Origin of the sequence: Kribbella sp. NPDC051770, from assembly GCF_040681455.1 — a bacterium.
In the GTDB taxonomy this organism is placed as follows: Bacteria; Actinomycetota; Actinomycetes; order Propionibacteriales; family Kribbellaceae; genus Kribbella.
The window spans coordinates 277,036-290,669 of record NZ_JBFAYT010000009.1 but is presented as its reverse complement, the minus strand read 5'-3'; the positions used below and the strand labels follow the sequence as shown (position 1 = coordinate 290,669).

The window sequence follows — 13,634 nt, the reverse complement described above, 5'->3', positions numbered from 1 at the left end:
ATGCACACTTCGACCGCAAGCGTGACACCTTCGGTACCGTCGCCATAGCTCCTCTCTCATGCCCGACCGGCTCGATCAGGCAGCGCAAACCATGCCACACGCCGCGGACAGGTTCGAAAATCCGTGCGAAGGACAGGGTAGAGAACCGATTCAACTGATCACGCAGTGTAGTCGATCCCCGTACCAGCCTGTGGAAAACTCTGTCGTGGCGCGGGGTCAAAGTAATAGGTTCTTGGTGACTTTGCCGACCCCTGGGCCGGCATCCCGAAGGACTTGTGGAAGGACTGGCATGGAGACTCGACGGCTGGGCAGGCTGGAGCACCGCAGTTCGGTCCTGATCTACGGCGCCGCGGCGCTCGGCGGGGTCGATCAGGACACCGCCGACGCGTCGATCCAGGAGGCGCTGGAGGCCGGCGTGAACCACTTCGACGTGGCCGCCGACTACGGCGACGCGGAGCTGCGGCTGGGGCCGCGGATGGGTGAGATCCGGGACCGGATCTTCCTCGCGACCAAGACCGGGCGAAGGACGTACGACGAGGCCTGGTCGGAGATCAACCGTTCGCTGGAGCGGCTGCAGACCGACCGGATCGACCTGATCCAGATGCACGCGGTGTGCGACCTGGAGAACCTGGATCTCGTGACCGGGAAGGGCGGGTCGCTGGAGGCCGCCGTACGTGCCAAGGAGGAGGGGATGGTCGGCGCGATCGGGATCACCGGGCACACCGACCAGGCGCCGGCCGTGCACACCGAGGGGCTGCGGCGCTTCGACTTCGACTCGGTGCTCACGCCGCTGAACTACCGGCTCTCGACCGATCCCAAGTACGCCGACGACTACGCGGCGCTGGTCGAGGCCGTGCAGGCCTCCGACGCGGCGCTGATGACCATCAAGATGATCGCCCGGCGGAACTGGACCGACGGTGAGGAGAAGACGTACTCGACCTGGTACCGGCCGTTCGACGAGCAGCGCTACATCACCGCCGCGACGGCCTGGCTGCTCAACGGGCACCCCGAGATCACCGGGCTGGCCACCGCGGGCGAGACCCGGCTGCTGCGCCAGATGGTGATCGCGGAGCGCGAGCGGGCCGACCTGACGCCGGAGGCCGCGGCGGCGATCCTGGACGAGGTGCACGACTACACGTCTCCGTTCGTCGACATCCCGATCTGATCCCGCCCCGGTCCGGCGTCGCGCCGGGCTGGAGCGGCAGATCCTTCGCGGGGGCATTTTGCCCCGGGACGGGTGGTTCCAGTCCGGTGTCTTGCCGGACGTGAATCAGTTGTTCGGTTCAGGCAACCGATTGGACGGGTCAACCGGTCGGATCGGTGACCGGTGCGGAGTGTGCCCGGCGGGGTGCGATGTGTGATGGTGGGACCGTGCTCGCCGGCCGTCCGGCGCCGCTGGGAACACCGGCGGCACCCGCGGTGTTGAACAGCACGAATTCCCCAATCTTTCGGAGGTCGTAGTGGCAACGGTCGAGCTTTCCCAGCAGAACTTCGACGAGGTCGTCGGTTCCGACGGGCTCGTCCTGGTGGACTTCTGGGCCGAGTGGTGCGGTCCGTGCAAGATGTTCGGGCCGGTGTTCGAGAAGTCCTCGGAGGAGCACTCGGACATCACCTTCGGCAAGGTGGACACCGAGGCGCAGACGGAGCTGGCGCAGGCGTTCGAGATCCGGTCGATCCCGACCCTGATGGCGGTCCGCGACGGCGTCGTCCTGTACTCCCAGCCGGGCGCGCTCCCGGCCCCGGCGCTGGAGGACCTGATCAGCCAGCTCCGCGCGGTCGACATGGACGAGGTCCGCGCCCAGATCGCGGCCCACGAGGCCGAGCACGGCACGGAGCCGCACACGCACTGACGCAGTACACGCAGTACACAAAAGGCCCTGGAGCCGCCGAGAGGCGGTTCCAGGGCCTTTCGCTGTCCCGGCGGGGTCTGAGGACGCCGGGGTGGTACGACGAGAGCGTGGTTCCCAGGTGCTGGTGGGAACCACGCTCTCGGACCGGTCTCGGGGATGCCCGGTCGGTGGTGCTGCCGCCACAGGGGTGGCGGGTGGTGCGTCTCCGTCCCGGAAGGGGCGGGTTGGCCGCTCAGGGTCGAGCGGGTGGTGCCGGGGTGGCTGTGGCCGCCCCGTGGTGCTGGTCCGCCCCGCATGGCGGACTCCGTGCTGCCCGTTCCAGGCGCGAACGGGGTGGTGCTGCCGCTCGCAGGGAGCGGGTCTTGCGTCGTGCTGCCGCTCCAGGCGCGAGCGGGTCCTGCGTCCGCTCCAGGCGCGAGCGGTGGTCCTGCCCGTGCAGGGACGGGCGTGGTGCTGTCCGCTCATTCGTGGGTGAACGGTGGTGCTGAACTTGTCCACTGTTGAGTTGAGCGGTGGTGCTCCCGCTCGCTGCTGAACGGGTGGTGCCTCCCGCGCAGGGACGGGGAGTGGTGCACCCACCGAGGGTCCGGTGGGGTGGTGCCTCCCGTTGAGGTGTCGGGAGTGTGGTGCGCCCCGGGTCTGAGGTGGTCCGGGGGTCCTGCGCCGCTCGAGGAGATGAGCGGGTACGGCGCCCGCGCTGGAGGCGGGTGGGGCCGGGGCAGAGAACTCTGGCCGGCCGGGTGGGGTCGTGGCGGTGAGGTGTCGCCACGGTCCCGGGAGGGCGGCGGGTCGCTGGGTGCGATCCGCCGCGCGAAGTCAGCGGAGTGGGTCGAACGGCGCGAGCTCCGAGGGGCGGCGGCCCGTGGTGATGGTCTCGGCGAGGAGCTGGCCGGTGACCGGGCCGAGGGTGATGCCCCACATCCCGTGCCCGCCGGCGGCGAAGACCCGCGGGGACGAGGTGGCGCCGATCAGCGGCAGACCGTCCGGCGTACAGGGCCTCGGGCCGACCCACTCGTCGGTGCGGGCGTCCAGGTCGGCGTCGCGCAGCAGCGGACGGGCGGCCTCGACGATCGCGTCGATCCGGCGCGGGTCGAGCTTCGCGTCCGGCTTGCGGAACTCCATCATCCCGGCGACGCGCAGCCGGTCGCCCAGCGGCGTGCAGGCGATCCGCTGCGCCGGGAAGTAGACCGGGCCGGCCGGGACGTGCTCGATCGGGACACTGAACGAGTACCCACGCCCGGCCTGGACGACGGTCTTGACGCCGAACCGCCGGGCCAGGTCGCCCATCCACGCGCCGGTCGCCATCACGACCGCGTCGTAGGTCCGGCTGTCGCCGTCGGCGGTGACCACGCGGGTGTCGCGGATCCCGTCGACGATGTCGGCGACGTTCGCGCCGGTGAGGATCCGGCCGCCGCGGGCGACGACCGACTCGGCCAGCAGGTGCACGTAGTCGCCGGGGTTGATGAAGCGCTGCCCGTGCAGGCGGATCGCCGCACCGATCTCGTCGGACAGCGAAGGCTCGATCTCACGGGCGTCGTCGCCGGTGATCGCCTCGAACTCGATGCCCTGGCCGGCGGCGTGGATCTGCTCGATCTCCTCCAGCAGCACCGACCGCTCTTCAGTGGTCCGGTACGCCGCCAGGAACGACTTCGCCTCGTACGTCTCGGCCTCGACCCCGGCCTTGGCCAGCAGGTCGAACGCGCTCAGCGCCTGCCGGTTGATCGGGACCAGCGAGTCCATCGCCGTCTTCCAGCGCCCAGCGGTGCTGTTCCGCGCGAACCGGGTCAGGAAGGACAGCAGCCGCGGGCTCGCGGTCGGCGGGACGTAGACCGGCGAGGACGGGCTGAGCACGGCCCGTACGCCGTACTTGAGCACCGCGGGCTCCGGAAGCGGGGTCGCGAGACCCGGGGTGAGCCAGCCCGCGTTGCCCCACGACGCTCCGGCGGCGACGCCTTCGCGGTCGTACACGGTGACCTCGATGTCCCGCTCCTGGAGGAACCAGGCAGTGGCGAGGCCGACCATCCCGGCGCCGACAACGGCGACCCGGTCGGGGACGATGTGAGTGGTTGAACCAGCAGCGACCATGTATCGATGGTGCGCCGCTCCCAGACCGCTGTCATGGTGCGATCGCACCACTGCTGGAGCAAATGACAGTGCGCAGAGCACAATAACCTCATGATCACCGCGCCTGACCTGGTCGTTGCCGTCGGCCCAGCCCTGTTCGAGATCGTCGTCGCCGGTCACGGCGACGACGAGGTGCGGGACGTTTTCCTCGCCGATCCGCAGGAGCCGGCCACCGGCGGGCCGGGTGACCTGGTCCTCGGGCTCGGCCTGCGCAACGCTGAGGAGGCGGTCGAGCTCCTGGAGCGCTGCGCGGCCGGCAACGCGTCTGGCGTCGTACTGCGGACCGGGCTGGCGCAGGAGCCGGCTGTAGTGGCTACGGCGGAGCGCTGGTTACTCACACTCATCTCACTGCAGCCGACCGTGACCTGGGCACACGTGGTCTGGCTGCTGCGCGGTGTCATCGACCGGGCCGCTGCACCCGACTCCCCCGCTGCCGGCGACGCAGGGGTCCACCAGGAGCTGTTTGCGCTGGCAGATGCGGCTGCAGCCATCGTGAGCGCGCCGGTGACGATCGAGGACAACCAGTCGCGCGTGCTGGCGTACTCCTCCCAGCAGGACCTGTCCGACACCGACCCGACGCGGGTGTCGACCATCGTCGGTCGCCGGGTGCCTGCTGAGGTCATCGCGCACTTCCGGGCCCGGGGGATCTTCCGGCGGCTCGCCAGGTCCAGCGAGCCGTTTCTGGTGCCCGACGGGCCGAACGGCATCCGCCCGCGGCTCGTCGTACCGGTCAGGGCTGGTGGTGAGTGGCTGGGGTCGATCTGGGCGGTAGTGGACGGGCCGGTGAGCCAGGAGGTCACTGAGGAGCTCAGCAACGCCGCGTCGGTGCTGGCTCTGCACCTGCTGCGGCTGAGGGCGCAGGCGGACGTCGCCAGGCGGTCGGCGATCGACCGGCTGCGTACTGTGCTGCGGCAGTTCTCTCCTGAGGCGCCGGTGGAGGTGCGGCTGCCCTCACCGCCCTGGCGGGTTGTCGCGCTCAACTCCCCCGACGGGTACGACGTACCGCAGCAGCTGGACCTGTGGGAGTCGCTGGGGCGCAGGCACGGCTGGAGCGAGCCGCTGCTGGCTGACCTGGACGGGACTGTGTTCGCTGTGGTGTCAGATGGCGAACCTGTGCCAGGTTCCTGGCGCTGGCTGCGCAAGCTGGTTGGCGACCAGGCCAAGGACAACCCCGGTACGGCGGCCGCAGCCGGTGGCCGCGCCCGCTACCCCGCTGACCTGCCCAGCTCCCGCGCCGAAGCGGTGGAGCTGCTCAACCTCGTACGCCGTGGTGTCGCGCGCGGGCCGGCGTTACGCGTCGAGCAGGCCTGGCACGTGCTGACTGTGCACCGCGCGGTCACCTCGCTCGACACCACGAAGATGGACGGGCCGCTGGCGACGCTGCTGCGGCACGACATCGAGAACGACACGGCGTTCGTGGACACGTTGGAGGCGTGGCTCAATCATCCCGGTCAGCCGCAGCAGGCCGCGAAAGACCTGCACCTGCACACGAACACGTTGCGGCACCGGATGAAACGGATCGGGGAGATCGCCAAGCTCGACCTCACCGACCCGCGCGAACGACTCGCGCTGCAGCTGCAGATCGCGTCGGTGCGCACCGAGCACTGAGACGTTCGCCACAGGGCGACGTAACAAGGCTTCACATTCCGGCAATCGACGAGCAACATCGGAGTGGAAAAGTACTTCTCACCAAGACGTCTCAGCTCTTCACCAGGGAGCTGAGCCGACCGGTTCGAGCTCTTCACCAGGGAGCTCGAGCCAAGTGGGCCCGGCGACTGCCTGAGCGATCGCCGGGCCCTTGTCATGCCAGCCGGTTGACGATCGCGCCGTACACGCCTGGCAGGGCGGCGGCCGCGGGGACGATGCGGGGAGCGAGCAACGACCGGTTGCGGGCCCAGAGCAACGACGCGGTGAGCGCGCGGCACTCGCGGGAGACTCTGCGCCAGGCCTGCTCGTAGGTCTGCGGGTCGTCGGCGAGGACGCAGTCGACGAGCTCGGCCGAGGTGCGGAGGGCGACGGCGATGCCTTCGCCGGTCAGGGCGTCGACGTAGCCGGCGGCGTCGCCGACCAGGAGGACGCGATGCGCGACGCGGCGTCGTACTCGCTGACGGAGTGGCCCGGCGCCCAGTACGGCGGAGGCGGGGGCCGCGTCGGTCAGGCGGGCGCGGAGGCGGGGGAAGGCGCGGAGGTGCTCGTCGAAGGAGCCGCGGGCGGAGGTGAGCACGGCGACGCCGATCAGGTCGTCGGCGACGGGGGTGACGTAGGCCTCGCCGAGGGGGGACCAGTGGACCTCGACGAGATCGGTCCAGGGGCGGATGGCGAAATGTTGCCGTAGGCCCCGGCGGACTGCACCCGCGCCGCCCGCCCCCGCGGGGCGGGGAGAGAGAAGGAGGCGGGAGGCGGAGCTGGCGAGGGGGCCGTCTGCTCCCAGCCCCAACTGGCGGCGTATGGGTGAGTGGAGGCCGTCGGCTGCGGCCAGGTAGCGGGCGGTGTGGCCGGCGGTGGTGACCGACGTCGGGGTTTGGGTGATGGCGTCGACGCGGGTGCGAATGACCGGGACGCCGAGGGCGTCGAGGCGGGAGCGAAGAGATTGCTGCAGCGCCGTACGGCGGACGCCCAGACCGGGGCCCGCGCGGAAGTGGGCGTCGACGGAGTGGGTGGCGTCGAGGTAGCGGATGCCGTGGAAGGGGCGACCTTCGAGGTGTACGCCGAGGCGGTTCAGGTAGGCCGCAGCCGAGTGGGCGATGCCTTCGCCGCAGGCCTTGTCGATGGGAGCCTCGCGGGGTTCGAGGACGACGACTTCGAGGCCGGCCAGCGCCGCACGGATCGCTGTGGCGGCGCCGGCGGGGCCGCAGCCGACGACGAGGAGGTCGATCACGCCGGGGGCGGCGTTCCGGACGACCCGGCCCTCGTGAGCGCCGTGTCCAGGGCTGTTTCTTCCGCACGGATGCGCACGGCGAGCAGCGGGAGGTTGAGGGCGGTGAAGACCACCGCGGTGACCCACGCCGTGTGGACCAGCGGAAGCGCGATGCCCTCCAGCACCACCGCGACGTAGTTCGGGTGCCGCACCAACTTGTAGGGGCCGCGAGCAACCAACGACAGGCCGGGCACGACGATCACACGGGTGTTCCACTGGCGGCCGAGCACGCTGATGCACCACCACCGCAGGCCCTGCGCGAGCAGCACCACGGCCAGCATCACCCAGCCGAGCGCCGGGATGAACGGGCGGTCGGCGGCGATCGCCTCCACCAGGCACCCGGCCAGCAGCCCGGTGTGCAGCACGACCATGAACGGGTAGTGGCCCTTGCCGGACTCCACGCCGCCCTGCGCGAAGCTCCACTTGGCGTTGCGGAGCGAGACCACCAGCTCGGCGACGCGCTCCAGGCCGACCAGGAGCACCAGTACGGCGTACCACCACAACGACGTGTCCATCACCACTCCATCAGGACGAGCTCGGAACAAAATCCCGGGCCCATCGCGAGCAACACCCCGGGACCAGCAGGATCCAGCGTCATGGTGTCACCGAGCACGTGCAGCACCGAGGACGACGACAGGTTGCCGACCGCATCCAGCGACTTCCAGGTCAGGTCGAGCGCGCCGGGTCGCAGGTCGAGGGTCTCGGCGACGGCCTCGAGCACCTTCGGGCCGCCGGGGTGACTCACCCAGGTGCTGATCTCCGGGACGGTCAGCCCGTGCGAGGCGAGGAAGTCGCGGACGTCGCCGCCGAGGTACTGGCGGACCACTTCCGGTACGTCGGCCCCGAGCACGATCCGGAAGCCGCCGGAGCCGACGTCCCAGCCCATCACGCGCTCGGAGTCGGGGTACAGCCGGCTGCGGGTGGCAACTACTGATGGCTTACCTCGGCCAACCGCCACCTCGTCACCGACCATCACCACCGCCGCGGCACCATCCCCGAACAACGCCCCGCCCACCAGATTCGGCAACGACGAATCATCCCGCTGCAACGTCAGCGAGCACAGCTCCACCGACAGCAGCACGGCGACATGCCCGGGCCACGCCGAGAGATAGTCGTGCAGCCGAGCGATCCCCGCCGCTCCCCCAACACACCCCAGCCCGAACAGCGGCAGCCGCTTCACGTCCTCCCGCAACCCCAGCCGCACCGCCACCCGCGCATCGATCGATGGCGCCGCGACACCCGTCACCGTCGTGAACATCAGCAGATCCACATCGTCCACCGACAACCCAGCGGCCGCGAGCGCACCACCAACCGCCTCGGCGCCAAGATCGACCGCCGCCGAGATCCACGCGTCGTTGGCCGCCCCGAAGTCCTTCAGCTCGCCGTACTGCTCCAGCGGAATCGCGAGATGCCGGTGCGACACCCCCGCGTTCGCGTGCAGCCGGCGCAGCAGCGCGAGGCCCTTGCCGTCGGGCAGGCAGAGGTCGGCGAACGCCTCGGTGAGCTCGGCCTGCGGATACCGGTACGGCGGGAGCGCGGCCTGCACCGCGGCGACCCGGCTCATCGTGGCATCGTTGCTTCGGTGAGCCGACTCGCTGCCGTCAAGGGTCTGGCGCTGGCCTGCCATCCCGGCCCGACCGTCGCGGTCACCGCGCTGGTCACCGCCGTGGCCTGGTCCGCGGGCCGCGGCCTCACCGGATCTCTCCTCGTTGCCGCAACCATCCTCACCGGCCACCTCTCGATCGGCTGGAGCAATGACGCGATAGATGCCACCCGCGACTCCATTGTGAACCGGCGTGACAAGCCTGTCGTCCTGGGACTCGTCGGCCGCCGTACGCTCTGGATCGCCGCGCTGGTCGCGCTGGTCGTCACGATCCCGGTCTCGCTGGCCAACGGCGTCCTCGCCGGGCTCGCGCATCTGCTGTTCGTCGCGTGCGCCTGGGCGTACAACCTGGGGCTCAAGTCGACGCCGATCTCCTGGCTTCCGTACGCCGTGGCGTTCGGCGCGCTGCCGTCGTTCGTCACGCTCGGCACGAGCGGGGACCGGGCGCCGTGGTGGGCGACGGCGGCGACCGCGCTGCTCGGCGTCGGCGCGCACCTGGCGAACGTCGTACCGGATCTCGCCGACGACCTCGCGACCGGCGTCCGAGGGTGGCCGCAGCGTCTCGGGCAGGCGTCCAGGCTCCTCGCACCGCTCCCGCTGGCGGCCGCGACGGTCCTGCTGACGGTCGCTCCGGCCGGCCCGGTCGGCATCACCGGCTGGATCGCGCTCGCCGTCGTCGCGGTGCTGCTGGCCGTGATCGTGCTGTGGAAGCAAGCGCCGTTCGTGGTCACGATCGGCGTCGCGGTGGTCAGCGTCGTCGTCCTGATCATCCGCGGCGACACGCTCTGAGGCTCACGGCCGAAGCTCCTGCAGCTTCGTCTTCACGCCTTCCTTGAGCACACCCCAGCGGTCCTCGTCGCCCTTCCACAGCGACTCGGTCATCTTCGTGATCTGGTCCCAGCTCGCGTGCGGCGGGATCGGCGGCACGTCGGGATCGCAGTACACGTCGAGCACGGTTGGCCGGTCGGCGGCGAGCGCGTTGTCCCAGGCAGCGGGCAGCTCGTCAGGATTCCTGACCGTGATCCCGGTCAGCCCGACAGACCGCGCGAACCCGGCGTAGTCGACCTCGGGCAGCGTCTGCGAGTCCGGGAACTTCGGTGCGCCCTGCAACGACCGCATCTCCCAGGTCACCTGGTTGAGGTCGTTGTTGTGCAGTACGGCAATCACCAGCCGCGGGTCGGCCCACTCGTCCCAGTACCGCTTGATCGTGATCAGCTCGGCGAGCCCGTTCATCTGCATCGCGCCGTCGCCGGAGAACGCGACCACCGGCTGCCCGGGGTGCGCGAACTTCGCGCCGATCCCGTACGGCACCGCCGAGCCCATCGTCGCGAGCGTGCCCGACAGCGAGCCGCGGGTGGAGCCGGTGAAGCGGAGCTGCCGCGCGTACCAGTCGGCGGCCGAGCCGGAGTCGGCGACGACGATGCAGTCGTCGGGCAGGCGCTCGGAGAACTCGTGGAACAGCCGCTGCGGGTTCACCGGGTCGGCGTCGACATGAGCGGCGCCGACCATCACCTTCCACCAGCGCTCGACACCCTCCTCGATGCCGGAACGCCAGGAGCGGTCGTCCTTGCGGTCGAGCAGCGGGATCAGCGCGCGCAGCGTGGTGGCGGCGTCGCCGACGAGGTTGACGTCGTACGGGTAGCGCATCCCGATCATCGCGGCGTCGGCGTCGATCTGGACCGCCCTGGCCTGGCCGAACTCGGGCAGGAACTGCGAGTACGGGAAGCTGGAGCCGATCGTCAGCAGGGTGTCGCAGCCGGTCATCAGCTCGTACGACGGCCGCGTGCCGAGCAGGCCGATCGAGCCGGTCACGTACGGGAGGTGATCGCTCAGCACGTCCTTGCCGAGCAGCGCCTTCGCGACGCCGGCGCCGAGCAGGTCGGCGAGCTGCTCGATCTCGGCGCGGGCGCCGCGGGCGCCTTGGCCGACCAGCAGAGCGACCCGCTCGCCCGCGTTCAGCAGGTCGGCGGCTCGTCGTACGGCGTCCGGATCGGGCGCCTGGACCGCGGGCTCGAAGCCCAGACTCGACGGGACCATCTTGAAGGCGTGCTCGGGCGGGGTGTACTCCAGTTCCTGGACGTCGGCCGGGACGATGATCGCGGTCGGCGCCGACCGCGACAGCGCCGTACGGATCGCACGGTCGAGGACGTTCGGGAGCTGCTCGGGGACGTTCACGGTCTCCAGGAAGTCGCTGGCGACGTCCTTGAACAGGCTGTGCAGGTCGACCTCCTGCTGGTACGAGCCGCCCATCGCGGTCCGGTTGGTCTGGCCGACGATCGCGACGACGGGGACGTGGTCGAGCTTGGCGTCGTACAGGCCGTTCAGGAGGTGGATCGCGCCCGGCCCGGAGGTCGCGACGCAGACGCCGACCCGGCCGGTGAACTTGGCGTAGCCGACCGCTTGGAAGGCGGACATCTCCTCGTGGCGAGCCTGGATGAAACGGGGGCCGTCGGCTCTGGTCCAGGCGGCGAGGAGGCCGTTGATGCCGTCACCGGGGTAGCCGAAGACGGTGTCGACCTCCCACGCGCGCAGCCGTTCCAACAGGTAGTCGCCCACGGTGGTAGCCATGCGCGCCCGGTGCCCCGGGCGCAGAACGCTATTCAGCCGTTCGACGGCTTCAAAGGCGCGTTGCTGCCCAGGATCGCGGCGGTCAACGCCTCGGCCGGCTCTTTCGCGGCGCGTGGGTTGGTGATCAGCACCAGGTCGATGGACGGCAGCTCGGGCAGGCCCGCGCTCGGTGGCGGCTCGACCAGGTCTGCGGGCATCAGCGAGTGCGCGAAGATCGCGATCCCCAACCCGGCCCGCACCGCAGCCAGTACGCCGTTGACGCCGCGGACGATGCAGGTGACGCGGTACGGCCGCCCGACGCTCTCCAGCGTCTGCACGCCCAGCATCCGGCTCAAGCTCGGCGCCTGGTAGGCGACCAGCGGCACCGGGCCGTCAGGTGCGATCCGCGTCCCGGAGATGCCGGCCCACACCAACGGGTCGCGCCGGACCAGCCGGCCGTTGGGTTCGGACGCGGCGCCGACCGAGTGCTTCACGTACGCGAGGTCGAGGTGCCCCGACTCGACCCGGCGCAGCAGGTTCGGGCTCTGCGCGACGGTCAGCTCCAGGTCGATCCGCGGGTACAGCTGCCGGAAGTCCCGCAGGATCCGCGGCAACGGCGTCAGCGCCAGGTCGTCCGTCACCCCGAAGCGCAGCCGCCCGCGCAGCTCGGACCCGGTGAAGTACCCGACCGCTTCCTCGTGCGCCGCCAGGATCGTCCGCGCGAAGCCAGCCATCGCCTCCCCGTCCGCGGTCAGCGTCACCGTCCGCGTGTCCCGGACGAACAGCGGCCGCCCGACCGCCGCCTCCAGCTTGCGGATGTGCTGGCTCACCGTCGGCTGCCGGATGCCCAGCCGTTCGGCGGCCTGGGTGAAGCTCAGCGACTGCGCCACCGCGAGGAACGTGCGGAGCTGGTCCGGGTCGTAGGCCATCGATTTCCCTCTCATCGCGACTCGTAATAAGACTAATAGGTCTAATTCGCTACGAGAATCCACCCTCGACCGGTGAGGATGGTGGGGACCTCCCCTGACACGTCCACTTCCAAAGGGTTGACTCTTGACCACCCGGGCCACCGGTTCTGTTCCCGTCCCCGACTTCCACACCCACCGTTCCACTCCGCGGACCACCCCGGGCGAACTGCCGCCGACCCAGCGGCGCCCCGGCTTCCGGGAGACCTTCAGCGCTCTCGAGGTCCGCAACTTCCGGCTCCTCGTCAGCGGCCTGTTCGTCAGCTCGACCGGCGGGTGGGTCCAGCGCATCGCGCAGGACTGGCTCGTCCTGACCCTGACCGGCAGCGCGACCGCGGTCGGCATCACCACCGCGCTGCAGTTCCTGCCCACCCTCCTGCTCGGCCTGTACGGCGGCGTGATCGCCGACCGTTTCCCCAAGCGCAAGGTCCTGCTCGTCACCCAGACCACGATGGGCAGCCTGGCCGCCGTCCTGGCGGTGCTGGCGTTCACCGGCGAGGTGCAGGTGTGGCAGGTCTACACGCTCGCACTCGTCCTCGGTCTGGCGACCGCCGTCGACAACCCCACCCGCCAGTCCTTCGTCAACGAGCTGGTCGGCAAGCAGCGGCTGCGCAACGCGATCAGCATGGTCTCGTCCACCTTCCAGCTCGGCGGCCTGATCGGTCCGGCGCTGGGCGGCGCGATGCTCGGCACGGTCGGCGCCGGCTGGGCCTTCGCGCTGAACTCGATCACCTTCTTCGGCTCGATCTCGGCGCTGCTGATGATGCGCGAGAGCGAGATGCCCGGGCTGCACGCGGCCCGCAAGGCCAGCGAGGGGATGCGGATCCGGGACGGCCTGCGCGACGGCGTCCGGTACGCGTTCCACGAGCCGGCCGTGCGCTGGGCGATCGTGCTGGTCGGCATCTTCGGCATGTTCACGATCAGCCTGCCGGTGACTCTGACCGCGTTCGCGGACGTCGTCTTCAAGACCGGCGCCACCGGGTACGGCGTACTGAACTCCGTCGTCGCGGTCGGCTCGCTGGCCGGGGCGCTGCTGTCGGCGCGCCGGATCCGGCCGACCCGGCTGCGCAACCTGGTCGGGATCGCGTCGATCCTCGCGGTGACCGAGATCATCGCCGCGGTGCAGCCGTCGCTGTGGACCTTCCTGCCGCTGCTGTGCGCGCTCGGCATGGCGACGCTGATGTTCCTCACCGCGGCGCAGTCGATGGTGCAGCTGACCACGCCGGACGGCCTGCGCGGCCGGGTCGCCGGCATCTACAACCTGGTCTTCATCGGCGGCGGCGCGATCGGCGGGCCGACCGTCGGCGCGATCGCCGAGCACTTCGGCGCCCGGACCAGCCTGCTGCTGGCCGGCCTGATCCCGGCCACCGCAACAGTTGCCATCGGCATCAAGCTGGCGCGAGCCGGGCGCTTCCGGGTGGTCGTTGTCCGCGGCACCCGTTCGCCGTGGCGGCAACCACCGGTCCGGTTGGGCCTGGAGCAACTCCCCATCCAGCTCACCCGCCCCGAGCCGGTCGTCCCGTCGAAACCGCGCCCGTTTACGCTGACCCGCCGCCGGTACCAGCGGACCGACCAGCACACCGTGACCCGGCCACGGCGCAAGCCACTGCACCGCTGAGGACAACCGC

Annotated in this window: 11 protein-coding genes; 5 read left to right on the top strand and 6 right to left on the bottom strand. The window is 70.6% G+C overall.

The window, feature by feature from the left end; all coding sequences use genetic code 11:
* The first annotated feature begins 289 nt into the window (after window positions 1–289).
* Entirely contained in the window at window positions 290–1,165 is an 876-nt protein-coding gene (locus AB0M01_RS28640; RefSeq protein ID WP_363674851.1) for an aldo/keto reductase, read from the top strand.
* A 295-nt stretch (window positions 1,166–1,460) separates the two neighbouring features.
* Window positions 1,461–1,850 carry a thioredoxin gene (gene trxA, locus AB0M01_RS28635; protein WP_363674849.1) on the top strand — a complete coding sequence of 130 codons (390 nt, stop codon included), beginning with the start codon at window positions 1,461–1,463 and terminating at the stop codon, window positions 1,848–1,850.
* Window positions 1,851–2,666: 816 nt separating this feature from the next.
* Here trxA and AB0M01_RS28630 read toward each other — a convergent pair.
* On the bottom strand, window positions 2,667–3,935 hold the full coding sequence (locus AB0M01_RS28630; RefSeq protein WP_363674847.1) for an FAD-dependent oxidoreductase: 1,269 nt from the start codon (window positions 3,933–3,935) through the stop codon (window positions 2,667–2,669).
* Between the two features lie 90 nt (window positions 3,936–4,025).
* On the opposite strand from AB0M01_RS28630, the gene AB0M01_RS28625 reads away from it, so the two are divergent.
* Window positions 4,026–5,582: a helix-turn-helix domain-containing protein gene (locus AB0M01_RS28625; RefSeq protein ID WP_363674845.1), complete on the top strand. Its 1,557-nt coding sequence runs from the start codon at window positions 4,026–4,028 to the stop codon at window positions 5,580–5,582.
* 193 nt (window positions 5,583–5,775) lie between these two features.
* Here AB0M01_RS28625 and AB0M01_RS28620 read toward each other — a convergent pair whose 3' ends face one another.
* Genes AB0M01_RS28620 through AB0M01_RS28610 form a run of 3 tightly spaced genes read right to left on the bottom strand, consistent with a single transcriptional unit; the run spans window position 5,776 to window position 8,455 of the window.
* A complete protein-coding gene (locus AB0M01_RS28620) occupies window positions 5,776–6,852 on the bottom strand; it encodes an FAD-dependent monooxygenase (protein ID WP_363674843.1) in 1,077 nt (358 codons plus the stop codon).
* Entirely contained in the window at window positions 6,849–7,406 is a 558-nt protein-coding gene (locus AB0M01_RS28615; RefSeq protein ID WP_363674841.1) for an isoprenylcysteine carboxyl methyltransferase family protein, read from the bottom strand. The genes AB0M01_RS28620 and AB0M01_RS28615 overlap by 4 nt, the downstream gene beginning before the upstream one ends.
* Entirely contained in the window at window positions 7,406–8,455 is a 1,050-nt protein-coding gene (locus AB0M01_RS28610; RefSeq protein WP_363674839.1) for a type III polyketide synthase, read from the bottom strand. The genes AB0M01_RS28615 and AB0M01_RS28610 overlap by 1 nt, the downstream gene beginning before the upstream one ends.
* Before the next feature lie 18 nt (window positions 8,456–8,473).
* On the opposite strand from AB0M01_RS28610, the gene AB0M01_RS28605 reads away from it, so the two are divergent.
* The gene (locus tag AB0M01_RS28605; protein ID WP_363674836.1) at window positions 8,474–9,283 is read left to right on the top strand and encodes a UbiA family prenyltransferase; all 810 of its coding nucleotides are present in this window, start codon (window positions 8,474–8,476) and stop codon (window positions 9,281–9,283) included.
* A 3-nt stretch (window positions 9,284–9,286) separates the two neighbouring features.
* On the opposite strand, the gene AB0M01_RS28600 is transcribed toward AB0M01_RS28605, so the two are convergent.
* Entirely contained in the window at window positions 9,287–11,062 is a 1,776-nt protein-coding gene (locus tag AB0M01_RS28600; protein ID WP_363674834.1) for a thiamine pyrophosphate-requiring protein, read from the bottom strand.
* A gap of 32 nt (window positions 11,063–11,094) precedes the next feature.
* Complete coding sequence (locus AB0M01_RS28595) at window positions 11,095–11,985, bottom strand: LysR substrate-binding domain-containing protein (RefSeq protein WP_363674832.1); 891 nt, start codon at window positions 11,983–11,985, stop codon at window positions 11,095–11,097.
* Window positions 11,986–12,094: 109 nt separating this feature from the next.
* On the opposite strand from AB0M01_RS28595, the gene AB0M01_RS28590 reads away from it, so the two are divergent.
* Entirely contained in the window at window positions 12,095–13,624 is a 1,530-nt protein-coding gene (locus AB0M01_RS28590) for an MFS transporter (protein ID WP_363674830.1), read from the top strand.
* The last annotated feature ends 10 nt before the right edge of the window (window positions 13,625–13,634 follow it).